At 58.4% G+C, this 26,169-nt stretch carries 23 protein-coding genes; 10 read left to right on the top strand and 13 right to left on the bottom strand.

Annotation, left to right across the window (positions count from 1 at the left end; translation table 11 throughout):
• Positions 1 to 72: 72 nt before the first annotated feature.
• The 4 genes from HJW02_RS10575 to ruvX are packed head-to-tail and all read left to right on the top strand — an operon-like array spanning position 73 to position 4,167.
• Positions 73 to 1,914, top strand: coding sequence for a DNA topoisomerase IV subunit B (locus tag HJW02_RS10575; RefSeq protein ID WP_102721328.1), 1,842 nt, complete (start codon positions 73 to 75; stop codon positions 1,912 to 1,914).
• 22 nt (positions 1,915 to 1,936) lie between these two features.
• On the top strand, positions 1,937 to 2,653 hold the full coding sequence (locus tag HJW02_RS10570) for an isoprenyl transferase (RefSeq protein WP_102721271.1): 717 nt from the start codon (positions 1,937 to 1,939) through the stop codon (positions 2,651 to 2,653).
• 33 nt (positions 2,654 to 2,686) lie between these two features.
• The gene (locus HJW02_RS10565; RefSeq protein ID WP_022398131.1) at positions 2,687 to 3,745 is read left to right on the top strand and encodes a mannose-1-phosphate guanylyltransferase; all 1,059 of its coding nucleotides are present in this window, start codon (positions 2,687 to 2,689) and stop codon (positions 3,743 to 3,745) included.
• The gene (gene ruvX / locus HJW02_RS10560) at positions 3,742 to 4,167 is read left to right on the top strand and encodes a Holliday junction resolvase RuvX (protein WP_102721270.1); all 426 of its coding nucleotides are present in this window, start codon (positions 3,742 to 3,744) and stop codon (positions 4,165 to 4,167) included. The genes HJW02_RS10565 and ruvX overlap by 4 nt, the downstream gene beginning before the upstream one ends.
• A 38-nt stretch (positions 4,168 to 4,205) precedes the next feature.
• On the opposite strand, the gene HJW02_RS10555 is transcribed toward ruvX, so the two are convergent.
• Both HJW02_RS10555 and HJW02_RS10550 read right to left on the bottom strand, forming a co-directional pair.
• Positions 4,206 to 4,730, bottom strand: a complete 525-nt coding sequence (locus HJW02_RS10555; protein ID WP_180970991.1) for a DUF3592 domain-containing protein — start codon at positions 4,728 to 4,730, stop codon at positions 4,206 to 4,208.
• A 20-nt stretch (positions 4,731 to 4,750) separates the two neighbouring features.
• The gene (locus HJW02_RS10550; RefSeq protein WP_102721268.1) at positions 4,751 to 5,752 is read right to left on the bottom strand and encodes a 2-enoyl thioester reductase domain-containing protein; all 1,002 of its coding nucleotides are present in this window, start codon (positions 5,750 to 5,752) and stop codon (positions 4,751 to 4,753) included.
• Positions 5,753 to 6,011: 259 nt separating this feature from the next.
• Here HJW02_RS10550 and rpmB point away from each other — a divergent pair, with 259 nt between their 5' ends.
• Both rpmB and HJW02_RS10540 read left to right on the top strand, forming a co-directional pair.
• A complete protein-coding gene (gene rpmB, locus HJW02_RS10545; RefSeq protein WP_012420229.1) occupies positions 6,012 to 6,275 on the top strand; it encodes a 50S ribosomal protein L28 in 264 nt (87 codons plus the stop codon).
• A gap of 201 nt (positions 6,276 to 6,476) precedes the next feature.
• Positions 6,477 to 6,701, top strand: a complete 225-nt coding sequence (locus HJW02_RS10540; protein WP_012420228.1) for a hypothetical protein — start codon at positions 6,477 to 6,479, stop codon at positions 6,699 to 6,701.
• Between the two features lie 334 nt (positions 6,702 to 7,035).
• On the opposite strand, the gene HJW02_RS10535 is transcribed toward HJW02_RS10540, so the two are convergent.
• Both HJW02_RS10535 and HJW02_RS10530 read right to left on the bottom strand, forming a co-directional pair.
• The gene (locus tag HJW02_RS10535; protein WP_180970990.1) at positions 7,036 to 8,637 is read right to left on the bottom strand and encodes a glycoside hydrolase family 27 protein; all 1,602 of its coding nucleotides are present in this window, start codon (positions 8,635 to 8,637) and stop codon (positions 7,036 to 7,038) included.
• 64 nt (positions 8,638 to 8,701) lie between these two features.
• Positions 8,702 to 9,769: an FAD:protein FMN transferase gene (locus HJW02_RS10530; RefSeq protein ID WP_180970989.1), complete on the bottom strand. Its 1,068-nt coding sequence runs from the start codon at positions 9,767 to 9,769 to the stop codon at positions 8,702 to 8,704.
• A 201-nt stretch (positions 9,770 to 9,970) separates the two neighbouring features.
• On the opposite strand from HJW02_RS10530, the gene HJW02_RS10525 reads away from it, so the two are divergent.
• Positions 9,971 to 13,345 (top strand): PA14 domain-containing protein, encoded by a 3,375-nt coding sequence (locus HJW02_RS10525; protein ID WP_180970988.1) that lies wholly within the window; start codon positions 9,971 to 9,973, stop codon positions 13,343 to 13,345.
• Between the two features lie 291 nt (positions 13,346 to 13,636).
• Here HJW02_RS10525 and HJW02_RS10520 read toward each other — a convergent pair whose 3' ends face one another.
• Together HJW02_RS10520 and HJW02_RS10515 are read right to left on the bottom strand one after the other, a co-directional pair.
• On the bottom strand, positions 13,637 to 14,878 hold the full coding sequence (locus tag HJW02_RS10520; RefSeq protein ID WP_102721263.1) for an LL-diaminopimelate aminotransferase: 1,242 nt from the start codon (positions 14,876 to 14,878) through the stop codon (positions 13,637 to 13,639).
• Positions 14,879 to 15,020: 142 nt separating this feature from the next.
• Positions 15,021 to 15,716, bottom strand: coding sequence for a DNA alkylation repair protein (locus HJW02_RS10515; protein WP_102721327.1), 696 nt, complete (start codon positions 15,714 to 15,716; stop codon positions 15,021 to 15,023).
• Between the two features lie 174 nt (positions 15,717 to 15,890).
• On the opposite strand from HJW02_RS10515, the gene HJW02_RS10510 reads away from it, so the two are divergent.
• From HJW02_RS10510 to HJW02_RS10500, 3 genes are all read left to right on the top strand, one after another.
• Positions 15,891 to 16,547 (top strand): hypothetical protein, encoded by a 657-nt coding sequence (locus HJW02_RS10510; RefSeq protein WP_102721262.1) that lies wholly within the window; start codon positions 15,891 to 15,893, stop codon positions 16,545 to 16,547.
• A gap of 89 nt (positions 16,548 to 16,636) precedes the next feature.
• On the top strand, positions 16,637 to 17,926 hold the full coding sequence (gene eno / locus HJW02_RS10505; RefSeq protein WP_102721326.1) for a phosphopyruvate hydratase: 1,290 nt from the start codon (positions 16,637 to 16,639) through the stop codon (positions 17,924 to 17,926).
• A 28-nt stretch (positions 17,927 to 17,954) separates the two neighbouring features.
• A complete protein-coding gene (locus HJW02_RS10500) occupies positions 17,955 to 18,323 on the top strand; it encodes a septum formation initiator family protein (protein ID WP_022197005.1) in 369 nt (122 codons plus the stop codon).
• Between the two features lie 260 nt (positions 18,324 to 18,583).
• Here the strand turns inward: HJW02_RS10500 and HJW02_RS10495 are convergent, their stop codons facing one another.
• The 7 genes from HJW02_RS10495 to ilvC form a co-directional block, all read right to left on the bottom strand.
• Entirely contained in the window at positions 18,584 to 19,981 is a 1,398-nt protein-coding gene (locus tag HJW02_RS10495) for a sulfatase-like hydrolase/transferase (protein WP_102721261.1), read from the bottom strand.
• A 290-nt stretch (positions 19,982 to 20,271) separates the two neighbouring features.
• Positions 20,272 to 20,934: a hypothetical protein gene (locus tag HJW02_RS10490; protein ID WP_102721260.1), complete on the bottom strand. Its 663-nt coding sequence runs from the start codon at positions 20,932 to 20,934 to the stop codon at positions 20,272 to 20,274.
• 180 nt (positions 20,935 to 21,114) lie between these two features.
• Complete coding sequence (locus tag HJW02_RS10485) at positions 21,115 to 21,978, bottom strand: hypothetical protein (protein WP_102721259.1); 864 nt, start codon at positions 21,976 to 21,978, stop codon at positions 21,115 to 21,117.
• A 4-nt stretch (positions 21,979 to 21,982) separates the two neighbouring features.
• Positions 21,983 to 22,990 (bottom strand): hypothetical protein, encoded by a 1,008-nt coding sequence (locus HJW02_RS10480; protein ID WP_102721258.1) that lies wholly within the window; start codon positions 22,988 to 22,990, stop codon positions 21,983 to 21,985.
• 237 nt (positions 22,991 to 23,227) lie between these two features.
• Entirely contained in the window at positions 23,228 to 23,923 is a 696-nt protein-coding gene (locus HJW02_RS10475; RefSeq protein ID WP_022398146.1) for a FadR/GntR family transcriptional regulator, read from the bottom strand.
• A 6-nt stretch (positions 23,924 to 23,929) separates the two neighbouring features.
• Positions 23,930 to 24,727 carry an ATP-binding cassette domain-containing protein gene (locus HJW02_RS10470; protein ID WP_022398147.1) on the bottom strand — a complete coding sequence of 266 codons (798 nt, stop codon included), beginning with the start codon at positions 24,725 to 24,727 and terminating at the stop codon, positions 23,930 to 23,932.
• Positions 24,728 to 24,826: 99 nt separating this feature from the next.
• Positions 24,827 to 25,807 carry a ketol-acid reductoisomerase gene (ilvC, locus tag HJW02_RS10465; protein WP_102721257.1) on the bottom strand — a complete coding sequence of 327 codons (981 nt, stop codon included), beginning with the start codon at positions 25,805 to 25,807 and terminating at the stop codon, positions 24,827 to 24,829.
• Positions 25,808 to 26,169: the final 362 nt, after the last annotated feature.

Genomic DNA, 26,169 nt, shown 5'->3' with positions numbered 1-26,169 from the left:
AAATGGACGGGCACGCATTTTTTCTTCGCAAATTCCGGGGGCTCCGCTATAATAGGCGCGACCCCGCTGCACATGGCCTACGACGAAAACAGCATTAAAACCCTGGACTGGAGGGAGCATATCCGCATGCGTCCGGGGATGTACATCGGCAAACTGGGCGACGGAACCTCTCCGGATGACGGCATTTACGTCCTGCTGAAGGAAGTCATTGACAACTCGATTGACGAATTCGTCATGGGCTTCGGCAAAAAAATCACCATTGACGTGACTCCGGACGGCCTGTGCGAGGTGCGCGACTTCGGACGCGGCATTCCGCTGGGCAAACTGCTGGACTGCGCCGCGAAAATCAATACCGGAGCCAAGTACGACAGCGATGCCTTCAAGAAATCCGTAGGGCTCAACGGCGTAGGCATCAAGGCGGTGAACGCCCTTTCCGACTTTTTTGAAATCCAGGCCTACCGCGACGGGGAAACGCGCTCCTACCAGTTCTGCCGCGGGAAGGAACTCCCCAAAGGACGGAAGGACGGCGCCACGGAGGAGCCCAACGGCACCCGCACGGCGTTCCACGCAGACCCGGACATTTTCCCCGTAACCACGCAGTTCCGTCCGGAATACATTGAAAAAATGTGCCGGTACTACTCCTACCTCAACAAGGGGCTGGCCCTGCACTTCAACGGACGCCGCTACGTCTCCAAAAACGGCCTGCTGGACCTGCTTACGGAGGCAATGAGCGAGGAACCGCTGTACCCCATCATCCATCTGGAAGGGCACGACATCGAGGTGGCCTTCACCCATGGCGGCCAGTATGGGGAGGAGCACTACTCCTTCGTCAACGGGCAGCACACCACGCAGGGGGGCACCCACCAGGCGGCCTTCCGGGAGGCCATCGTCAAAACCCTGAGGGACTTTTTCAAGAAAAACTATGAGGCCGGGGACATCCGTTCCTCCCTCGTGGCCGCCATCTCCATCAAGGTAAAGGAACCCGTCTTCGAATCCCAGACCAAGACCAAGCTGGGATCCAATACCATCAGCCCGGAAGGGGAAACCATCCGCACCTTCGTAGGCAACTTCATCGCCAGGGAGCTGGACAACTACCTGCACAAAAACCCGGAGACGGCCAAAGCCCTGGAAGCCAAGATCAAAGACTCCGAGCGGGACCGCAAGGAACTCTCCGGCATCCAGAAGCTGGCGAAGGAAAACGCCCGCAAGGCCAAAATCCACAACAAGAACCTCCGGGACTGCCGCGTGCACTACAACTCCAAGCACGCCCGCGCGGGGGAAACCACCCTCTTCATCACGGAAGGCATCTCCGCCTCCGGCTCCATCACCACGGCGCGGGATGCGGAAATCCAGGCGGTCTTCTCCCTGCGCGGCAAGCCGCTGAACTCCTTCGGGATGAGCCGCAAGGTCGTCTATGAAAACGAGGAATTCAACTTCCTCCAGCACGCCCTGAACATTGAAAACGGGCTGGAAGACCTGCGCTACGACAAAGTGGTCATCGCCACGGACGCCGATGACGACGGCATGCACATCCGCATCCTGCTGATGACCTTCTTCATCCAGTTCTTCCCGGAGCTGATCCGGGAGGGCCACCTCTTCATCCTCCAAACTCCCCTCTTCCGCGTGCGCAACAAGCAGCAGACCATCTACTGCTACTCGGACGCGGAGCGGGAAGCGGCCATCGCCCTGCTGGGCAAAAACCCGGAAATAACGCGGTTCAAGGGCCTGGGCGAAATCTCCCCCCAGGAATTCAAGGCCTTCATCGGGGAAGGAATGCGCCTGGACCGCGTTCGCCTGGAAGACTCACACAAGGTGAAGGACCTGCTCTCCTTCTACATGGGCAAAAACACGAGGGAAAGACAGGAATACATCCTGAAAAACTTGCGTGTTGAACTGGACCCGGTCATGGACTAGAGTAGCGGAGCCACATCTATCTATGCTTACCATTCCCAAGGAAAAACTGCCGGTTCATATTGCCTGCATCATGGACGGCAACGGCCGCTGGGCGCACAGCCGCCATCTGCCGCGCCAGGCCGGCCACCGGGCGGGAGCGGATACGGTGGAGCGCTGTGTGGACTTCTGCATTGACCATGATATTCCCTGGCTCACGCTTTACGCCTTCTCCTCGGAAAACTGGAACCGCCCCAAGACGGAGGTGCACGCGCTGATGCTGCTGCTGCACGAATTCCTGAAAAAACGCCTCAGCCAGATGCAGGAAAAAGGCGTGCGCCTTCACGCCATAGGCGACCTTTCACGCCTTCCCAAGCGAACCCAGAAACTGCTGCAATCCAGCCTGGAAGCCACGGCGGGAAATACCAGGCTCAACCTGGTTCTGGCCCTCTCCTACGGCAGCAGGGCGGAAATTGCCGCCGCCGCCAGAAAAATCGCGGAGAAAGCCTCCCGCGGGGAACTCCACCCGGACGCCGTCACGGAAGACCTCTTCAACCAGCATCTGGACACTGCCGGCATGCCGGAACCGGACCTGCTCATCCGCACCTCCGGGGAAATGCGCGTCTCCAACTTCCTGCTGTGGCAGATCAGCTATGCGGAACTCTATGTAACAGAAACGCTGTGGCCGGACTTCAGCGACCGTGACATGGAAGCGGCGCTGCTGGACTACTCCCGCAGAAAACGCCGCTTCGGCGCACTTTGACCCTTTTTTAAACCACATTCCTACGGAATCGCCATGAACCAATACGCTCTCATTCTGGCCGGCGGCAGCGGCACCCGTTTCTGGCCCCTCTCCCGCGACCACCGTCCCAAGCAGCTCCTGAACATGTTCGGGGAAGGCACCCTCCTCCGCCAGGCCATCGACAGGCTGGACGGCCTGGTGCCCCGGCAGAACATCTTCATCCTGACCAACCACCTGCAGGAGGCGGAAGTCCGCCGCCAGGCCCACGACATCCCCGTGGACAACATCATCTCCGAACCCGTGCGCCGGGACACGGCGCCCGCCATCGCCCTGGGCATAGGCCTCATCAAGGCGGCGGACCCGCACGGGGTCATGCTCGTCATCCCTTCCGACCAGCTCATCCAGGACCAGGCGTCCTTCCGCTCCCTGATGAAAGCCGCCATGGACACGGCGGCGCGGGAAAAGGCGCTCGTCACCGTGGGCATCAAGCCCACCTGGCCCTGCCCCTCCTACGGCTACATTGAACGCGGGAAGGAAATCGCTTCCGCACCGGGCTGCTCCTGCCGCGAAGTCATCCAATTCCGGGAAAAGCCTGACACGGCCACGGCCGCCGCCTACCTGAGCCAGGGCAACTTCTGCTGGAACGCCGGCATGTTCGTCTGGAGCATTCCAACCGTGTGCGAACAGCTTGACAAGCACTGCCCGGAGCTGGCCTCCTTCGTGGAGCACATCGCGGAATCCCCGGACCCGCAGGAAACCATCCGGGAGGAATTCCCGGCGCTCACGCCCATCTCCATTGACTTCGCGCTGATGGAAAACGCGGACCGGGTGCTGAACATTGAAGCCACCTTTGACTGGGACGACGTAGGCTCCTGGATATCCGTAGCCAACTATCTGGAAACCCACAACAAAAACACCACCAATACGGACATCACCGTGCAGGACGCCTCCGGCAACATCGTCTTCTCCCAGCGGGGGGACAAGCACGTGGCCCTGCTGGGCGTGGAAAACCTGATCGTGGTGGAAACGGCGGACGCCATCCTGATTGCGGATAAAAACAAGGCGGACGAAATTAAAAAAATCGTCAACCAGCTTCCGGACGAACTCAGATGACCAGCCAGCATCCGGCCCTGGGCATTGACTACGGAGAAGCCCGAATCGGCATCGCCGCCACGGACCCCGTGGGCATCATGGCGCACCCTGTGGAAACCATCCACAGGCACAAAACGGACGGCGTCACCCGCATCGTCCAGCTCGTCCAGGAGCGGGGGATACGCACCCTGGTGCTGGGCATCCCTGTCCGCATGGACGGCACGGAAGGAACCGCCGCCGCCAAGGTGCGCGCGTTCGGCAGGGAACTGGCCGCCGCCCTTCCCGGCCTTCCCATGGTATTCATGGATGAATGCCTCACCACCGTCATCGCCCAGGAAAAACTGCACGCCGCCGGCAAAAAGGAGAAAAGCTTCCGCCCCATCATCGACCAGGTGGCCGCCGTGGAAATCCTCAACACGTGGCTTGATTCCACGCTGGGCTGAAACGGCAAACGGCGCCGTGCCGCGGCGCAATCCCTGCTTTACGCGCCTACGGAACTCCGCACTTCCCTCTTCCTCAGCAGGACCGTTCCGCCGGCAAGCAGAAACGCCATCAGCCACAGGGCCCGGCGCGTTTCCGGCCACCAGATGAAGCTATCCGCCACACGGGCGTCTTCCGGGCGTTCCGGCGGGTAGCAGACCGTCACCCGGTCCCCCCTGGAATAGGAAGACCAGAAAAGAAAAGCGGGGGACTGGAATACCACTTCCCCCTCCCCGGTCTGCGGCAGGAACCGCACTTCCGGCGCCCAGACGTCCAGAGAGGGACCGGACGTCCCCATGACCCGCGAACGGCTCCACAACTTCACCGTATCCTCCGTGATGTTCCGCACCGTCCCTTCCGTACACAGGCCCTCCCGGGCAAAACGGCTCTTTTCCAGAAAAAAATCACCGGCCTGCCATATGGAATAAAGGCTCAGCCCCGCCATCACCCAGGCCAGCAGCCAATACCAACCGAACCACGGAACGCTGAAAAAATCCCTCCAGCGCTCCGCAGCCCGGGAAAACAAAAACTCTCTCCCCCCATGCATCAGGCACGCTCCATGCTCAGCACCACCTTGCCGCTGCGGAACTCTTCCTGGGCCTTCTCCACGGCCCGGCGCACGTCGCTCAACGGATAAACGGTATCCACGGCCTGCTTCAGCCTGCCGTCCGCCATCAGGCGCGCCAGCTTGTCATAAGCGGCCTCAATCTCCGGAACGGGGGCATTCTTGAGCCACTGCGTCACCCACAGGCCTTCCAATTTAATGCCCTTGAAAATCAGGAAACCGTTCGGCACCTTGATGCTCTTCCTGCTCATGGCGCCGTACGTCACCATGCTTCCGCCGGGAGCCAGCATGTCCATCAGGCGCAGGGCGCTTTCCCCGCCCACGGCGTTGGAGGCCAGCACGGGCCTCTTTCCGTCCAGCCGGGCCAGGGTATTCTTCACCACATCCTCGTCATCCTCTCCCACTACCAGGTCGGCGCCCAGCGCGGTCAATTCATCCCTCAATTCATCCGGCCTTCTTACAAAATTCACCGTCTTCACGCCCATCTCCCGGGCCAGTTGAATAATGCACCTTCCCACGCCGGAATTGGAGGCGTTCTGCACCACCCAGTCCCCCGGAGTCAGGGAAACGAACCCTTCCAGCATGCGCAGGGCGGTCAGGGGGTTCACCTTCAGCATGGCCGCCTGCACGGGGTCCACCTTCACGGGGAGCTTCATCACGTTCACGGCGGGAACCGCCACATACTCGCTCCAGGAACCCACGCCGCGCAGCAGAATCACTTCATCGTCCTTGCGGAAGCCTTCTGCGCGGGACTCCTGCACCATGCCGCAGCCTTCCAGTCCGGCGCGTGAATGGGGCAGCACGGGCTTCACACCGTAAACGCCCTGCACAAAATTGATGTCCGCCGGATTGATCGGGGCCGCCTTCATCCGGATCAGCACCTCCCCCTCCGCCGGAACCGGCATGGGACCGGAAACATACTCCAGCACGTCCTGGGGTTTCATGCTGCATTCGGAAAACTCTGCATAATGATTCTCACTCATGCTTTCAATCTCTCACGCCGCCTCCCTCCGTGCAAGCGCCGGATACGTTTTACATGGGCAAATAAGCCATCCGGCCGCGCGCGCCTTTCCCCGGCGCCTGCCCCCCCGGCCATGAACGGAGGGAACCAGACCGCAGGAAAGTCCGGCAGCGCTTCCGCCGGGCCGGCACAAATTCCGAGTCTTTTGTTCGGTTGTTCTTGACCTTAGGCGAAAATACGCTAGACTATCTCTCTCGCATTAACAAATAACTTCGATTGCCATGTCCCGAATTTGCATCATCAGAGGTACCATGCCTCACAAAGGTCGTCGTATCCATCGCTCCGGTCTTGCCAAGAAAAAGGGCGGTATTGGTCGTCACGTCACTAAGACTGTCAATCGTACCGTTTTCCCCAACCTTCAGGAAAAGCGCATCTGGGTTCCCGAACTCGGTCAATTCGTGAAAATGAAGATTTCCGCCAAGGCCCTGCGTACGATCAACAAGAACGGTGCTTACAACACTCTTAAAAAGGTAGGTCTCCTGTAAAAAAGATTCTTTTTTTTGAACGTTGTTACACCACTTGAACTCTAAGGCTTCAACGAGGTGAGCAACTGGCAGAAAAAGATGTCCAAAAAGACAAGGGATCATCTGCTTAAGTGAGGCGCCTCCAAGTTGAAGGTTTTATTGAAACATTAATATACCAACGGACGTAAATAAGACGTCCCCTACTGGAAAAAGATCACACAGATGAAAGCCCAAACCAAAATCGCTCTTAGAATTAATGATGACAACCCCAACCATCACCTGTGGAACAACAGGGGGGTTTGGTGGTGCCACGTCACGGTTCACAAGCCTGACTCCACGGCGGAACGCCTGAGATTCTCTCTGAAGACCCGTGACATCGAAAAAGCCCGCGCCCGCCGCGACAAGATTTTCGCCTCCATCCAGCAGCACTTCGGCATCGCCGCTTAAGGAAGCTGTACGGAGAGATTAAGGCAAGTCACATCAATCTCTTTATAAGAACCGTTCCGGTTAACCGGGACGGTTCTTTTTTATGGAAAAAATAAAGACTTTCACTCGGAAAGGGCGGCAGCGGATTTGCCGCAACACAAGCCCCCTGCAAACAAGGCTGAAACAGCGCGTTTCTTAAAGCCGCCGCCCCGCCAGGCTATCCTTGCAAAGCCGGCTATCCATTTCACCCTTTATTCCTATAATAATGGACGGGCAGTGAAACGCGGCATTCACGGACCCGCTGGCCGGCAAAAAAGGATGCCGTCCTTGAAAGCATCCATTCCTGCCCCTGCCGTCAACTCTTTTTGCTGAACCGGAACATGGCCGCTCCATGGCTGTTCAACTCCACGGCCATATCTCCCGTCACCGTTCCCTGGTCGGCGCGTTTCCAGAGGTCCCTGGCTTCATACGCGCCGGAGAGCCCCAGCTCCCTCAGGTTCACCTTCACTACGCCCTTCTCTTTCCCGGTATTGAAAAACCCCGCCGCTACGGAACCGTCGGACAACTCCTTCGTCCAGACCTGGAAATCCCCCCGGTGCCACGCCTTGCGGGCGGGACGGGCGGCAGGGTCCTGGTCCACGGCAATCACCTCGTCGTTGGTCAGGAGCCCCATCGTGAATGAATCGATATGCTCCAGGTCACAGGAAATGATGAGCGGGGCGGACAGGAGGCACCACAGGGTCACATGGGTGTACTGTTCATCCGGCGTCAGCTGCGTCTGGACAAACGTGGTATTGGGCTGGTTGGGCTTGCCCAGCTTCCCGATCTGGAGAATGTCCGGATCATTCCAGTGGCCCGGGCGCATGTGCTTCTGCCAGCGTTCCTGGGAAAAGCCGATGCCGCTGACGCTGCCCCAGTGGTCCTGGATATCCCCCGTCGTCCTCCACAAATTGGCCAGCTTCCCCAGCTCTTCCACCTGTTTATACGGGGCGGCATTGGATATGCTGAGCACAATATCCCGCCCGGAATCGTCCAGAGCCTGGCGGATGCGTTCCGTCGTCGGCACGTCATTGGGGTTCCAGTCCACCTTCACGTAATCGAACCCCCAGTCCGCCCATTGCCTGGCGTCACGGTCAAACAGCCAGACGGCGCCTACACGGTCCGCCTTCCTGCGATGCACGCCGGGGTAACTCCCGAAAATTTGATTCTTCTGCTTGCGGTCCTTCTCCGGAATGGCCATTTCCCCGTAATCCGCCTTCGCATTGGGCGAGCTTCCTCCGATGAACCCGGCATACGTCCCCATCCAGGGCGTGGAATAAATGCCCGCCTTCATCCCCATGGCATGAATGGAATCGCACATGGCCTTCATGTCCGGAAAGCGCTTGTTGGGCTGGATGGAGAAATTCCGTCCGCCTCGCTCGCCCTGCCAGCAATCGTCAATATTGATATAGGTCCAGCCATGGTTGACAAGCCCCCGCTCCACAAAAAGCCGGGCCGTCTTCAGCACATTCTCCTGCCCCACGGCCTCACTGTAGGAATACCAGCTGCTCCAACCCATGGGCGGGGTCAGGCACAACTCATCCCCCACCTTCAGAATCCACTCCTTCGCATCTTTTCCATGCCTGTTGGAAGCCTGGATCTTCACCTTGTATTCCCCCTTCTTCGCCGGGGCGGTACCCGTAACCAGCCCGCGCGAATCCATCCTCAGGCCGGAGGGAAGCCCAGCCGCCTGAATCTTCATGGGACGCTCCCCGGAAACGGGAACCTGGAACAGCACCCGCGCGCCGGGAGTGGCGCCAACAATGCGGGCGCCGTTGACGGAGGGGGAAAGCGGGGTTTCAGGAGTCAGGCGCACGCCGGGAGGGGGAGCCGGATAAGGATTCGGGAACTCCGTGCCAAATGAGGAGGATACGGCGGCGCCAAGCACGGCAGGCAGGAAAAAACGGTACAATTTCATAACTGGTCTATGGAGGTGTACCTTAAAAAACGCGTCCGCTCCCCCGTTTCTTTCATCATGCTGTCTATCTCGGCCTCCGTGCGCCATCCTGTTCCTGCGTTCCTTCCGCAAAACGTGAGGAACTCCGGAAAAAAGCCGGGACGGACACTCCCGGCAACCGTGCCGCCAGGGAGCGGAAATCCTCTTCACGCATCACGTTCCCCGCCGTCGCCAGGGCATCCGCCAGCGCCGCGGAAGGCGCCTGCACGCTCACCTGCCTGCCCTCCGTCATGCCCAGCCCCGTGCGGGGGTCCAGCACATGGGAATACTCCGCACCGCCGATCTTCGCCATCTGGCGGGCGCTCCCGGAGGTGGAGACGGCGGCATGGCTCAACAGCAACACCGTATTCTTCCCATTACCTTCATCCACCAGCACCCGCCATCCCCGCTCCCCCGGTGGGGGGGCGCCGGCCATAACGTCGCTGGTGCTGTCAATAAAGAAGGAACGGATTCCTCTTTTTCTCAAAATCTCCGCCATCCGGTCCACGGCAAACCCCTTGCCCATGCCTCCCAGGTCCACCCTCATTCCGGGAACCGTTTTGACCGCGGCCCCCTTGCCGACGTACAGCTTTTCCCATCCGGACGCCCGGAGCGCACGTTCCAGTTCCCCGCCGGACGGGAGAACGCCGTGGCGGCGGCTCTTCTTCCACAGGCGGATGCAGGGACCGAGCGTGGGGTCAAAGGCGCCCTTTGTCAGCCGGGCATAATCCAGGGCCAGCAGAAGAGCCTTTTCCAGCTCCGGGGAAACGGGGACGGAAACGCCGTTTTCCGCGGCATTCAACCGGGCCAGACCGCTCCCCGCATCCATGGCGGACATCACCTTCTCCCAGCGGACGGCGCAGGCAAGAGACTCCATGCAGGCCTTCTCCGTCTGCGCCGCATCCATCCCGTGCCCGGGATAGGCGCGCACCGTAAACACCGTTCCCATGGCCGTACCCCGCACCGTTACCCTTCCATCCGGAGCATGAACGCAGGAAAGCGGCTCCGGCGGGGCGGAAGCCGTTTCCCTCTCCTGCCCCCGGCTTGTCCCCGCAGCAGCCAGCAGGCAGGAACAGCACGCAGAAACAACGGCCAGCCGGAAAAAAGAACTCATGCGCACCTGCGGGATCATGTTCCAAAACCTACTCCGCACAAACAAACAGGAGCAAGGACCGAGTGCGCCATGGAGACGCCGTCATCCCATCCGCTGACAAAACCGGGATGACGTTATTTCATTTGAAGCTGGCGCACGCCCCCCTTTTCATGATAAATGGAACGGTTCCACGTTTTTGCAAATTTTCCCCTCTTCATCGTCATGACCAGATTCCTGCTCTCCCTGTGGCTTCTTTTAACGCTTCCCGTTTCCGCCAGCTGGTACGGTGACGAAGTAAAAGCCGGTTCCGACATCATCATGGTGGACCTGCTCTACCCCTACTGGCCGGAATCCACCTACTTTTCCTGCTGGAACCTGGACATGTTCCCCAAGGGCGGCTACTTCTATGCCGGCGTGGCGGCCAACGCCAACGACAACACGAACCTGGAAACCTACCGCCCCTCCACCGTATGGTCCTTCTGGCCCGCTCCCGTTTACGAAGGGCGGCAGGTGCGCAACGTGTACGTCAATCCGCACGTCTACGCCCAGCAATACGTGGGTGAAGGAGCTTCCGGAAAGGCCGGGGGGCGCGACGTCCCGTGGATCAAGACCAAGCAGTGGTACACCATGCTCATGCGGACCTGGGGCGCGGACGAAGCCAGGAAGGAATGCTACGCCGGCTGGTGGATGAAAGACCAGGCCGGCAACCGGTGGCACCACATCGCCACCTTCCGCATTCCCTATGCGGCCACCGGGTTCAAGGGGAACGGCGGCTTTCTGGAGGACTTCGGGCACGGGGGCCGCAAGCAGAGGGAACTGTGGCGCGGCAAGGGCTTCTACAGGCACAACGGCGCGTGGGAAAAATGTGATACCGTTTCCATTAACGTTCCCAAGGAAGGAGGCATGAAATACAGCGGCTGGACGGTCCACCAGACGGAAAACGACTCCATCCTGACCATGTCCTATACGGAAAACAGGCAATTTCCCAGAAACCTGGAGCCGGGCCGCAAGCACACGTTCAAGCTGAACCAGCCGGACAAGCCCGTGATGGACGCCATCGCGGCGGAAGGCAACGCGCGCCACAACGGCAGCCAGGTGATCGTGGACTGGACGCTGGCGGAAACGTCCTCCCCGCAGTTCGGGTACAAGATAGAGGTCTTTGACAATCCGCAATACTCCGGAACTCCCATTTACACGGTGGAGGAACAAATCCCGCACGTACGCACCAAAGCTGTCGCGCTCCCCCGGGACATCCCCCAATGCTTCGTCAGGCTCACCATCACGGACATCTTTGACCAGCAGAAAACCCTGAAACTCGCCAAGGCCGCTGCGGAAACTCCCCTCAAAGGGCTGCCCGGCAAAAAAGACCTGTCCAGCGGACTGGAATACAAATACCTGGAAAACAAGGACGGATGGTCCAAACTGGCGGAATTGGACTTCTCCAAGCCGTTGCGGACCGGCGTCTCCCATGGATTTGACACGGCCCTGCGCGGGGCCAGGGAAGGACGATTCGCCTTTGAATATGAAGGCTTCCTGGTCGTCCCCCAGACGGGGGCCTACACCTTCGCCCTCCAAACCTGTGACGGAAGCCGCCTGGACGTCGGCGGAAAAACCGTTATTGACAACGACGGACTGCACAGCACGTCGGAAAAGCGCGCCTCCGTCTTTCTGGAAAAAGGCGTCACTCCCATCAAGCTGACCTACTTCAAGAAAAAGCCGGAACACGAATTCACCGTGGCGTGGGTGGGCTGGCAGCACGGCAACCGCCCCATGGAGGAAATACCGCTCGCCAGCCTCATGCGCCCCAAACGGGCGGACATACCGGAAGCCAGGCTGGAAGTGGGCGGCAAGGGACCGGAACGCGTGCTGAAAACAGCCATCTCCTCCGGACGGGTGAACAAGGTGGAATACTACAACGGCGCCAAGCTGGCCGCCGCCGCGGACGCAGCCCCCTTCACCGCTCCCCTCATGCTCTTTGACGGAGAAAACAAACTGTGGGCGCGCGTCTTCTACAACGGTTCCCATACGGTGGACACCCCCGTCGTCCCCGTCCATTCCCAGAGCCGCATCACCCCCGGCTGGGAAGCCATGCTGCGCGGGGAACCGGGGCTGCCCCACTCCATCAGCGGCGCGGGAAACGCCTTTCGCTTCGTGGGGGAAGGGGAATACCTGGTCAGCAAAAAAATCAAGGGTGACTTCATGCTGACAGCCCACATCAGCTCCATCAGCGACAAGGCGCTGGACACCGGGGACGACTGCTGGGCCGGCATCATGGTGCGCAAGGACACGGGAGCCACCAACTACGACGATGAAATCGCCGTCTTCCGGACCGTGGGCCGCGGCCTCCGGTGCAGCGCGGACTTCAGCGACTACGGAACGGGGCGCCAATCCACCTTCACCCTGAACAAGGACCACTCCTGGGTGCGCATCATGCGGCGCGGCAATGAATTCACCTGCTTCACCTCCCCGGACATGAAAAAATGGGAAATGGGCATGCAGCGCATCATCCCGATGAAGGAGGAAGCCATCGCCGGCATCACGTTCAGGACCATTCCGGGCAAGGGCAAGGGCATCTTCTCCGCCGCCATGGACGGAATCTCCATCAAACCCGTCAAACTCCAGCCGCACAAGATAACCGCCGCCATGCCTGCCGGAAAAATCATCGGCTATTCCCTGCTCTCCCCGGATCTGGCGGTGGCGCGCTACCGTTCCGGGGCGGACCTGCTGGAACGCAAAAACGGAACCTACGCCCGCAAGCCCCTCACACTGCCCAGGGGCGTCAAAACCGTCCGTTCCATGGCGCTTGCCGGGGACAAAATGTTCCTGCTGGCCCCGACCTCCCAGGGAGGAGCCCTGTTCAGCAGCAAGGATATGGGCAGAACGTGGACCGTCGCCAATCCGGATGTAAAAGTGGACCCGTCCCCCATCTCCTTCATTGCCGGGGAGCTCATCTCCGTCAATCCCCGGAATCCGCGGGAAATCATCGCCGGTTCGGACCGCGCCGGACTCTTCATGAGCACGGACGGCGGAGACACCTGGAACAACGCGGGCCTGGTGGGGGAACCCGTCACCAACGTCGGCTTCCATACGACCGCCCAGGGCAGGATTGGAGCCGTGACGGCGGACCGCAAGGCCAACACCAGCAAAATCTTCATCTCCACCAACAACGGGAAGAAATGGAACCAGAAAAACGAAGTGCAGGGAGCGGGCTTCCTGAGACTGGTGTACGACACCCGCGCCGCAGACCAGCTCTACGTCTTCTCCACCCAGGGCGTTTACACCTCCTTCAATGACTGCCGCACCATGAACCGCGTGCTCCAGGGGCTGCCCGTCACGCAGCCCACGCTGGCGATCGACAGGCGCCGCCTGGACGATACCTTCATGCTCGCCGTCCCGCTGGACGGCAAGGGCGTGTACTCCAGCGAACGCAACGCCAGAAACTGGCAGAAGCGTTCCGACAAGGAAGACTGGGGAGCCGCCTTCAACCTGCTGATTGACACCGCGAACAACAGGCACATTACCCTGTACGCGGAAAAAGGCATCTATGAAAGCACGGACGAAGGCAAAACCTGGAAACAGGTCTATCCGGGCCATTGAGCCAGAATGCTCTCCTTCTTCTCCCATGAACAAAGGCACTCCGGCGCGAGGCGTTCCCTGCAACGCCAGAGGAACTCATGCAGTTCTCTCATTTTCTCCGCCCTGGCGAGCGTTTCCGCCGACCTTAACAAGCTCCGCTTCCGGGCGCCGGGCGGCTTTCCTCTGAAACCGGACGGATTACGCCATCCTAGGCAGGAACAGCCTCCATGCGGCTTTCCCCATCACAATCATGCGCGCAGCCGCAGTGCTTCCCGCACTGCGGCCTGACAAAATCTGCCTGGGAACGCCTCCTTATCTGGCAAACAGGGCATGGATGCGGCGGCAGACCTCATCCACGTTCTCCCGTGAATTGAATGCGGAAATGCGGAAGAACCCTTCCCCCCTGGAACCAAAGCCGGAACCGGGCGTAATGACCACATTCGCCTCATACAGCATCTTGTCAAACATCTGCCAGCTATCCAGGCCGTCCGGACACTGCACCCAGACATACGGGGCGTTTTCCCCTCCCCACACGCGCATGCCCGCCTGGCGGCAGGCATTCAGCAGCAGCGCGGCATTCCCCAGGTAATGGCTGATCAGCACGGCGGTCTGCGCCATGCCTTCCAGCGTAAACAGGGCCGCGGCTCCCCGCTGGACGATGTAGGAAGCTCCGTTGAACTTCGTGCTGGTGCGGCGGCTCCACAGCTGGCTGATGAGAACCTTGTTCCCCCCGGAATCATGGCCGTGCAGCTCCTTGGGAATCACCACGTAGCCGCAGCGCACCCCCGTGAAGCCCCCCTGCTTGGAAAAGGAGCGGAACTCAATGGCGCAATCCCGCGCGCCAGGAATTTCAAAAATGGACTTGGGAACGGCGGAATCCTGTATAAATGCCTCATACGCGGAATCGTACAAAATAATGGCGTGGTTCGCCCGGGCATACTCCACCCATTTCAGCAATTCATTCCGGGAAGCCACGGCCCCGGTAGGGTTGTTCGGGAAGCACAGGTAAATCAAATCCACATGCTCATCAGGCAATTGCGGCACAAAATTGTTCTCCGGCGTGCAGGGGAGGTACACCAGTCCCTCATACGAACCGTCCGCGCTGGAATCCCCGGTATTCCCGGCCATCACATTGGTATCCACATACACGGGATAAACCGGGTCCGGCACGGCGATCCTGTTGCCCGGCCCGAAAATGTCCAGAATGTTGCCCGTATCGCACTTGGCGCCGTCAGACACGTAAATCTCATCCACTTCCACATGCACGCCGTGGACCTGGTAGGCCTTTTTGGCGATAGCCTCCCTCAGCCAGAAATAGCCCTGCTCCGGACCATAGCCGTGAAAGCGCTCATGGGTGGCCAAATCGTCCACCGCCTCGTGCATGGCTTCAATGGCCGCCATGGGCAGCGGTTCCGTCACGTCTCCGATGCCGCAGCGGATCAGCCTTTTGGCCGCCTCCGGATGGGACTCGGCAAACGCATTCACGCGGCGCCCTATTTCCGGGAACAAATATCCCGCCTGCAGCTTGAGGAAGTTATCGTTAATATTAGGCATGGTTTTAATAGTAAGTGTCTCATTCCATACCCTCCACGGGAAGGAATCAAGGCCCCGTTCCGGCATGGCTCCCCTCCCTGCGTCACTATCTCCGCACACCCCTTTTCCTGCGGTTCCCTCCGCGCGGACATGGAGCCGCTGCCTATTTGCGTTTCATGCTCCGCATCAAACTCTTGTCTTCCCGGCTAACACGCAGGGATTCAATAATTTTTTGCAAAGCCCTGTTGTAAGTGAAATCGGACAGGGACGAATTCCTCAAATACTCCAGCGTCAATGCCGGGAACTTCACATAACAGACGGAAACCGCCCAGGCCACCGCCATGCCCACGTAATAATCCTCATGCCGCACGCCATCCAGCAGGGCCAGCACCTGCTCCACGTAATCCTCCGTAATGAAATGGGCCAGCATCATCACCACGGCAAAGCGGACATCATAGACCCGTGCGGACGTTAAATACGGCTGGATGAACTCCCAGACCAGGGCAGGATGCTTTTTACAAAACTTCAGGCTGGTGCAGAAAGTATCGCAGACAGCCCAGTTATCCATGCGGGGCACGAAGCGCGCGACCTGTTCCAGGCGCTCTTCCGGCTCCATGCGCGCCAGCGCTATCAGCATGCCGTCCAGCATCACTTCCTCCGCACACGGGTCAACGGCTGGATTTTCCAGCAGCTCCCGCCAATTCCCCCCCGCCACCTCGCGGGCAAGGTTCCGGAGAACGGGGAGGCGAACACCCAGCAGACGGTTGGCGCCGGGAATCAGGGAAGCGGAGAACTTCTGAAACTCCGGTTCCGCCAACGCCTCAATCCTTTCCCTCAACTGCCGCCTGCTCTCAATCATGGGCGCCATCCTACATGGAGGCTATGCGCCGCACAAGGGGGAATTCCCGTATGAGAGGCGGCGGAACCCATGCGGAATCCCTCTTGGAAGGCCCTTCCGGAGACGCGCCTAAAAAGGAATTGGCGGCTTCCCGTCTTCTGTGGTAGCCTGCGGACAGGCAGCAAGCCGTCCCCTATGCCCTCCAGCCTTCAACAATTCAAATGTCCCGGATGCGGCACTCCCTTTTCCGCGGCGGATGTGGACAACCGCCGGGACACGGTCACCTGCAGCAGCTGCGGACTTTCCACCCCCTGGACGTCCCTGGTCCGGGAGCATGAATTCCATGATGTTCCTGCGGCCCCTTCCAGGCATCTGGCGGTAACATCCGCCCATGGAAAAGTCACGCTCACCTACAGGCATTCCTTTACCAAAATACTTCTTTACACGGGACTGGCCGTGGTTTGGGGCATCATCACCCTGGTGCTCGTCCTCCTGTCCTTCGGGCCGGGGAAAACGGACTTCGCGCTGCCCGTCTTCACCACCTTCTTTGCCGTCACGGAAGCCTTCATCATCTTCCTCTGCGTTGACATGATGCTGGGAAAAGCCGTTCTCCGGGTGGAACCGGGTAAAGCGTCCCTTTTCCGGGGCATTGGTCCGGTGGGGAGCACATGGGCTTTTCTCCTTCCCGCGCAGGCCCCGATCATGATGGAGCGCAAGGGAGGGGAAAAGACGGACTATTGCCGCATCTCCGTGCCCCAGCCTTCCGGAAGGCCGTTTTACTTTTCCGGCGGCATTTCAGACCCGGAGACTCTTGAATACATCGCCGCCGTTCTGCGTCAGTTTCGCGCCTGAACCCGGAATTTTCACGGTCATGACGTGGTTCCCTGGAACGAAAAAAGCCGTTCCATGGTCCAAAAAAGACAATAAAAAATCTTATGATCATGAACGAACTGGAAATCATCGACGTCCGCGGCCGCGAAATTATCGATTCGCGGGGCAATCCCACCGTGGAAGTGGACGTGGCCCTGGCCGGCGGAGCCATCGGACGCGCGTCCGTCCCCAGCGGAGCCTCCACCGGGGAGCATGAAGCCTGGGAGCTCAGGGACGGGGACGCCAAGCGCTACGGCGGCAAGGGCGTTCTCAAGGCCGTGGAAAACATCAACAAGATCATCGCGCCGGAAGTCTCCGGGCACGATGCCACCCTCCAGCCGGCCATTGACAAAATCATGATCGACCTGGACGGCACGCCCAACAAGTCCCGCCTGGGGGCCAACGCCATCCTGGGTGTTTCCCTGGCCGTGGCGAAGGCCGCCGCCATCCAGCTCAATCTTCCCCTCTTCAAATACCTGGGCGGCCCGAACGCCAAGGTGCTTCCCGTCCCGATGATGAACATCATCAACGGAGGCGCTCATTCGGACTCCCCCATTGACTTCCAGGAATTCATGATCATGCCCAAAGGCGCGCCCACCTTCCGGGAAGCCCTGCGCTACGGCGCGGAAGTCTTCCATGCGCTCAAGGACGTGCTGCACGACCGCGGCCTGTCCACCGCCGTGGGGGATGAAGGCGGCTTTGCCCCTTCCCTGAAATCCGCTGATGACGCCCTGGAATGCATCGCCCAGGCCGTGAAACGCGCCGGCTACACGCTGGGCACGGACATCTTCATTGCCCTGGACGTGGCTTCCTCCGAATTCTACGACCCTTCCCAGAACCTGTACGTCTTCAAGAAATCGGACGGCCGCGGCAGAACGGCGGAGGAACTGACGGCCTACTACCAGGAGCTCCAGAAAAAATACCCCATCATCTCCATTGAGGACGGCTGCGCGGAAAACGACTGGCTGGGCTGGGAACAGCTCACCAAAGCCATGGGCCACAATACCCAATTGGTGGGGGACGACCTCTTCGTAACGAACGTGGAATTCCTGAACCAGGGCATTTCCCGCCATGTGGCGAACGCCGTGCTGGTGAAGGTCAACCAGATCGGCTCTCTGACGGAAACGCTGGACACGGTGGAACTGGCCAAGGACAACAAATACTCCGCCATCATCTCCCACCGCTCCGGGGAAACGGAAGACGCCACCATTGCGGACATTGCCGTAGCGACCAATGCCGGGCAAATCAAAACCGGCTCCCTGAGCCGTTCCGACCGCATGGCCAAATACAACCAGCTCCTTAGAATTGAAGAGGAACTGGGAGATGACGCAGTTTATGGTGGCAAAATCCACATTTTATGATCAAAAATGTTTTGTTTAACTGCAAAGAATGCTCTGGAGACGCCGCTATTACCATCGTTTTACCTTGGCGGAGCTTGAAATCCGCCGGGAGAAACGTGCCCTGATCGTCCAGAGGGCTCTCCGCCTCTTTGCCATCGTCCTGGCCTTGTGCCTGACCATGCTGCTTTCCCTGGTGTGTTTCAAGCCATGGAAGGACCTGCGCTCCCTGGAGCATGAGCGTTCCTTCCTCCAGGCGCATCTGGAAAAATCCAGGGAGCAGATGGAACAGGCTAAAAACGAATTCATCTGGATTTCCCAGGACCCCCATTATTTTGAAATGATCGCTCGGGACAAGGGCAACCTGGCCCTTCCCGGTGAACATATCCTCCGCATCGCGGAACCCAAGCGCCTGAAATAAGGCGCTTTTTTAACGAAAAAACGGGACCATGAAAACCATGTCCCGTACCGGTCAACGGAACGTTCCAGTCCAAACCAGGGCGTTTGATCCCACCCGGCCTCCATCCAGCCCGGTTATCCGCAGCGGGATAGGGGCAGCCACGGGAATGGCAACCATGCCGCGCGGCGGAAAGGGACGGTTCCGCATCCCCGCTACCCTGCCGGCAGGCGCCGCTGCGTATTGACCGCAGCGCAGGGCCCCTGGCGAGACCCAATGCGGCCTCATTCAGGCTGTTTGTCCGGCGTGGCCTTGTCGTACTCCCTCATCAGCTTGGCGGACCAGCTGATGCTGTCCGGGAAACGGCACGCGGGCGTCGTGGTCAGGTACGTTCCCAGCTTCCTGGCCAGGGAATCCGCATCCTGGTGCCTGGAAAAATATAAATCCTTCTGCTCCTGGGGGTCATCCGTAACGCTGTAAAACTGCGGAGCGCGGTCCGGCACCAGCAGGTACTTCATATCCCCGTCCAGCACGGCGGACGTATAATCCGTGCACCAGAACAGCGTGCGCGGAACAGGCGTTCCCCTGTTCGCCACCAGCTCCAGAATATCCATGCCGTCCAGTTTCTTGGGGATTTGACGTCCGTTTGCCTTCAGCAGGGCCGGAAGCAGGTCCACGGTGGAAACGGGCTGCTTGCAGACGCTTCCGGGAATCAGCCGCTTGTCCGCCGGATACCTGATGATGAAAGGCACGCGCACGCCCCCCTCAAAATGCTGCCTCTTGGCACCCCGGAAAGGAGCGTTGCAGGAAGACGCTTCCGGAGCGCCGCCGTTGTCCGACAGGAACACGACAATCGTGTCCTTTTCCAGACCGTCCTTCTTCAAGGCATCCAGAATGCGGCCTATTCCCTTGTCCATCGCATACACCATGGCGCAATAAATCCGGCGTTCCCTGTCCTGCACGTTCTTGAATTTGGCGATGTCCTCCGGTTTGGCTTCGTTGGGCCAATGGGGAGCATTGTAGGAAACGAACATGAAAAACGGCTTTTTATCCTTGTTGGACTCCTGGAGGAACTCAACCGCCCTGTCCGTAATATCGTCCGTCAGGTAGGTAATATCCGTCTTATCCGTAAAATTGGACACAATCATGGAGGGATTCAGGCCTTCAGCCTCCTTCTTCACGGGAAAATAAGATCGGGAACCTCCCAGGAACCCCCACCAGCGCGTGAAGCCGCGTTCCGGCGGCGTATACCCCTGCGTGTGGCCCAGATGCCACTTGCCGAACACCGCGCTCCGGTACCCGCAAGGCTTCAAATACTCCGGAATCAGCTTCTCCGTCTGGGGCAGCCCGTAATGGGACTCCGGAAGGTAATCCACCTGGATATTGGGATTCGTAGTAATGCCGTAGCGCTTCGGAAAACGGCCCGTCAGCAGCCCCATGCGGGAAGGGGAGCACATCGGCGCCGTTACATACGCCCGGGAGCAGAACACGCCCTCCTTCGCCAGCCGGTCAAGGGAAGGCGTTTTAATCTGCCTGGACCCCGTGCAGCCCAAATCCCCGTACCCCAGGTCGTCCGCCAGAATGACCACCATGTTCGGCGGAGTGGCCGGGCGGCTCTGCGCCCCCGCCGCCCCGCAAAGCAAACTGCACAGAATCAACAATAGATGCGCTTTCTTCATCATAGTTTAATTTACGCGGCTTGCCTGCCATATCAATCAAAATATTAATTCTGAAATTTCCGGGGCAATCCTGCAAGCGGCATCCATGACTCTTTAGCAACGAATTTGCTAAAAACAGGACGATTATTTCCCGGAAATGGATACGAAGCCTTTCCTTCCGCGCTGCACCCACGGACAGACGCCCCCCTGCTGCCGGAGAAACAGCTCCATCAAGGCGTTTCCAATCCGGCGGCAATAAAGGCCGGCTCCCCCTGTCATTCCTTCACCTTCCCTGGAATGCCGGAACAGCAGCCCTACCCTCTCATCTGCCGCAGAAGGGCCGCCACATACTGCTGGGCTTCCTTCTCCGCAATACCTGTACCGAACTCGAACGGCTTGCCGTCCGGTTGTTCCACTACAATCTTGTTCAGCACCTTATTATTCTGCTGTATATTACTCGCCTCAATGGAAATGCGGGAATCCTTCGCCAGAAGAAACTGCTGGCGGCGGCCCAGGCTCCCAACCCCGCGGAACAGCTCTCCCGTTCCGGGCGACAGGGTCAGCGTCATACGGCCGAACAACACATAAACGGCGCCCAAAAACGTACCGAACCCGACCAGAACGAAAGGAATCAGGAACAATTGCCCGAATAAACTCTCATGGGCCATTTTCCCCATCATCACAAATATGGCGGTGTATGTAATAGCATTCCAAATCAGTGCAAACAGCAACAGGAAAAATCCGGCTCCCTTGGGCTTCCTGTACGTTACTTCCAATCCCCGTGCCGTTTTTGTCACGCTCATGCGCCGGGGAATGGAATCAAGGATTTCCTCATCCCTTTCCTCCTGAACAAGCTCTGAAAACCTGCTTATCTTGTTGCAGGCGCGGCATAAAGCCATATCCGTGGCCATATTCACATCTTCCATCGCCAGCAACGCGCCGCACATCGGACACTTCAATTCAACAGGGGTAGTCATGCCTGGAATTCTAACAAACTTTTATGTTCAGAAAAGCATAAAAATCACAGCGTTACCGGCCTCTCCATCCTTCACAAAAATACCGTTTTTCCGGGAACAAGGGATAGACGGCTTTAAGTTGTCCGGAAAGGAAATTCCGTCTGCCTTGGGAAACTGCTGTCCTTAAGCGTTTGTCCTGCTTCACGGCTTTACCTTCTGCGCATCCCTAGGCATTCCCTTGTACAAAAATTCCGTGGACGGAGTACGCCCCACCGTCCGGTTGATCAAGTCCGGGATTTCCTTGTCCGCATAGCCCGCCATCCGGAGGTAATTCTTCACCGCCCCGCTCTGGCCCGGAAACAGGTTCACCAGCATTTCCACAAACTCCTCCATCCAGCAAATGGAAAGATAATGCTCCAGCCTTCTATTCCGGGTATCGTTTACTCCCAGCTTGTTGAGGAAGACGTGATACTGTGGATTGACGAGGCTGCCGATCTCCTTCTTCTTGAACTCTTCTTCCACGTACTTTCGGTTCAACGGAATAAACGACTTCTTCAGGGCCTCGTGCTTCGCCTCCAAATCCGGATCATAATGGCTCCGGAACTGCGCATAGGTAGCAGCAGCGTACGTGGCCAGCAAGTCGGACAGCGTCTTGCCCCGCAGATGCAGGCGGCGCGCCATCGGCGCAACATCCCGGCTCATCACGTAGAGGAAGGACAGCATGTCATGTTTGACGGCATGGTCCTTATTGTCAAAAATACTCTCCGGCGTGGCCTTATCGTAGTCCGCGGGATACAGGGGTGCGGCGGCAATGTCATGAAACAGCCAGAGCTGCAACGCCAGCTCCTCCCTCGTGATCTGTTTATTGTCAACGGAAGCGCATTGGCCCAGCAGGGCATCGGCTCCGTCATAAAACTCCCTCAGCTTCCCCTGCTTCAGCTTTTCCCGCAAGCCGGACAGCTCCGCAGGGGGAGATTTAAACGGGTCCAGGCAAGCCGGAGCAGGAATGACTTGCCCCAATGCAGCTGCGCAGAACAACACGGCGAGGCAAAAAAACAGGCTCATCAGATTATTTCCAGACATATTCATAATTCATTTGGTGATTGTATAAATCATAGGAGATCGCGCGCCCGAATTTCCTGATGGCGATCTGTACTTCTTCAACCTTGCCGTCCATACCGTCGAATTTCATATATTCGGCCTTGAATCTTTGTTCCACGGTTTCCACTTGGAGAATATCATCCCCGGTCGATTCCTCGCCCCCATTTCCATCATGGACTTTCCAACCGCAGGTCCACAACCATTCCTGCGGTAGCCTGGCGCCCCAGACTGCGTTGTAATATGCCGCATAAATCACCTGATCAATAAACGAATTATTTAGTTCAATGATCCTGGCGTCATTGCATCCATGACCCGTATGCGGCACGCCCAACTTTATTTCACCTTTCCGGGGATCGGGAGGCGGATCCGGCATGACATAGGTCAACCCTTCATCGCGCTCAATCAGTTTAATGTTTTTAAAACTCACCTCCGTAGGCTCTACCGTCAGTTTGACATCCGCCGCCACAACAACGATATTGGGATCACTCGGAAGACTGGATTTAACGGGAACGGCTGCCGTCAGCTTGGTTGGCACAAGAATCTCAAAGGCAATGGTTTTTTCCAGGCCTTCACTCGTGGTGACGGTGACTTCCACCTCTCCCTTCTTTTGTATTCGCTTATTCACCGTCAATACCACCTTCGCCTTTCCTTCCGTTTTTTTGGGAAGAGAGGCAAGAGCTTCTCCTTTGGTAATCTTCCACTGCAACTGAGAAACATCCCCCATGGGCTTTCCGGTCAAAGTCAACAAAACATCTTCCCCCATGCCGAGTTTTTTGCGCTCCTTGTCCGTCTTCTCATCCACATCCTTTCCCTGCTCTTTGGCAATATAGAAATCGGCAGAACACAACGTCGTTTCCGATTTTATTTCCAGCGCCTGTACTTCATCAGGAACATCTTCTCCGGCCTGGGCAAAAGCGCCAAACCAGTGGCCCATCAATATCAGGCCGATAGAACGTATTTGAAATAGAGACAACATGGCAAGGAGGGGAAGTTGGCATATCGTTGCCTTATCCGGGTAATTTATTTATTTGAAGATGTAAAGAAAAGGTTGAAAAACTAATCGTGCTCCATGAATTACCAAGCTATTTCCCCTCTTTTTCCCGGAACGCCATTCTCTTTTCCGCAAAAGACGGCGGCTTCCGCCATGCGGAGGACGCCGGAACGTTCCGGTTACCGGACAAACTGCCGGTTCAAGCATCCCAACACCCGAATATCAGGCGCTGAATTGGCCGCCTATGCTGACCGTATCAAACTCCACGATCTTCACAATAATGTTTTCCGCCGTGTCCGCCTCCCGCTGCCGGATGGCATCCAGCAGGTCGTCATGCAGCTTCATGGCCCCGGCGTCATACTGCTTCTCCTGCAGCAGGCCTTCCAGATTCTCCTGCACATGGCGGATCACCACGTTGTACAATTCCGCAAGCACCGGGTTATGCGTGGCGCGGGCCACGGCGGCGTGAAACAGCATGTCGTCCTCAATGCCCGGCCTTACCCTGGCATGACAGTCCTTCAGGGCGCTTTCCAGCTCCTTCAAATCCTCCTCCGTCCTTTTAACGGCGGCCAGCCGCGCAATCTCCTTTTCCAAAGCCAGCCGCGCTTCCAGAATCTGGGGCAGTTCGGATTCCTTGAGGCGGTTGCTCACCGCAACGGCAAAGCGGTCTGACGCCATCACATACGTGCCGTCGCCGGGCCGGGCCTCCAGCATCCCCATATGAATCAGGGATTGAAGGGCCTCGCGGATGGTGTTGTGGCTGACGGAAAAAGCCCGGGCCAGTTCCGCCTCCGCGGGAATGCGGTCCCCCACCTTCCACTTGCCGGACCGTATCATGGATTCCATGGCGGTGAGCACCTGGCGGGACAGGGACACTCTTACAGGCTTCTTCAACTCCATTGTCTTGGATTTCTTCATGAAAAGTTAGCGAATAACAGTCCAGAGGCGTCCCTTCTCCGTCTTGATCAACTGGATATCCAGTTCAAAGGCGTCCTTTAGATTTTCCTCCGTCAACACCTCGTCCCGGCTTCCGTGGGCCACGATCTCACCGGACTTTAAAATCATGCCGCGGTTGAATACGGGGAGGATGTCTTCAATACGCTGGGTAATGAACACGATGGTCAGGTCAGGCCGCGTCTCCGCCAGTTCCTCAATGGTTTTCAGTAAAAATTCGCGTCCCGCCAGGTCCAGGTAAACGCTGGGTTCGTCCAGGATCATCAGCTCCGGGTTCGTCATCAGCGCCCGTGCAATGAGCACCTTGACCTGTTCTCCGGAAGACATGGCCACCACGGGCCTGTCCATCAAATGCTGCGCTTTCAGGGATTTCATGATCCCGGCGGCTTTCTCTTCCTCTTCCGGCGTCGGCTCCCGCAGAAGGCCGATAGTGCCGTCAGGGCCGGAAAGCACCATGTCGCGCCCATTCCAGGCGCCGTCCTCCAGCCATTTGTGCATGAACGGGCTCACCCACGCGATGGACTTGCGCAGTTCCAGCAGATTCACGTGCCCGAAGGTCTTGCCCAGCACCTGTACTCTGGCGCCGAAGAGAGGCCATGCAAACCCCATCAGCACCTTGACCAGCGTCGTCTTTCCGGCACCGTTCGCGCCCAGGATGAAGCAGCGTTCTCCGCGCTGCACCTGCCAGGAAATATTGTGCAGGATTTCGTGGCCGCCCAGGTATACCCTGGCATTCTCCACATTGACGGCCGGCAAGGAATTGTCCATAAACTGAAAAAATAGCGGGCTTCCGCGGAAAGCCCGGGAGTGTCCGGGCCGTTCCTCCGGGATACGGCGGAACGGCCCGTAATCAACGTAAAAGAAACCTTAGTTTCTTTCAAACAGGCTGCGAATCTTGGCGCCCACGATTTCCACCGGGTGCTGGCCCAGGGCTTCGCGCTTGGCCTTGAGGTTGGGAGCACCCTTGGCGGCTTCTTCCAGCCAGTCCTTGGCGAACTTGCCGGATTCAATGCGCTTGAGAGATTCCTTCATGCGTTCCTTCACGTCGGCGGGCAGAATCTGAGGGCCGTTGTAGTACTCGCCGAATTCAGCGGTGTTGGAAATCACGGAGTTCATTTTCTGGATGCCGCCGTTGTAAATCAGGTCCACGATGAGCTTGGCTTCATGCACGCATTCAAAGTAGGCCATTTCCGGCGGATAACCGGCTTCCGTCAGGGTTTCAAAGCCGTATTTCATCAGGTCCACCAGGCCGCCGCACAGCACGTTCTGTTCGCCGAATAGGTCTTCGTACGTTTCCTGGGCCATGGTGCATTCCAGCACGCCGCCGCGGGTCAGGCCCTCAGCCTTGGCCATGGCGAGAGCCACGTCGCGGGCCTTGCCGGAGGGATTCTGGTGCACGGCGATGAGGCCGGGGCAGCCGAAGCCTTCTTCAAACACGCGGCGCACTTCCGTGCCCGGTCCCTTGGGAGCCACCATGATCACGTCCACGTCCGCGGGGGGGACGATGGTGTTGAACACGTAGGCAAAGCCGTGGGAGCAGCAAAGCGTCTTGCCGGCCTTCAGGTGGGGCTTGATTTCAGCTTCATACACGGAGCCGTGGCTTTCATCCGGCAGCAGAATGTGGATGATGTCCGCCTTGTCCGCGGCTTCCGCTACGGTCATCACCTGGAACCCGTCCTGGGTGGCGGCGTCAAAAGACTTGCCGGGGCGAACGCCGATAATCACGTTCACACCGGAGTCACGCATGCAAAGTGCCTGGGCGCGGCCCTGGGCGCCATATCCGATCACGGCAATGGTCTTGCCGTTCAATGCGCTGAGATCAGCGGCGTTGTCATGAATAATATCCATTGTTACTCCTTCTTTAAGTAATTCATCCAAACATCCAATGTTTGGATGAATGAGAACATAGCCATCCGCCGCCCGATTGCAAGCGCTTTTCAACGAATGGCTGCGTTTTTTAAATTATGTGCATGGAGACGGGCCCGCTGGAGGGAAGAGCTTGAAAGCAGGAGAATGAAGAAAGGAAGGAGCCCATGGGGGCGCTTACGGGAAATTCCTGACAAGGGCCATGAAACCGCTTTACGGCCGGGCAGCCTTCATGGATGAACCTGTTCCGGAATACAGCGGAGGCATTTTTTACAAGGGCCGGAAGGCCCTTGTTCCCGGCGGATGCCCAGCGGGAAACACGGAGAAAATACGCCTTCCCCCGG

The organism is Akkermansia sp. GGCC_0220, assembly GCF_017566105.1.
Lineage (GTDB): Bacteria > Verrucomicrobiota > Verrucomicrobiia > Verrucomicrobiales > Akkermansiaceae > Akkermansia > Akkermansia massiliensis.
This window is presented reverse-complemented; position numbering and strand designations above follow the sequence as displayed.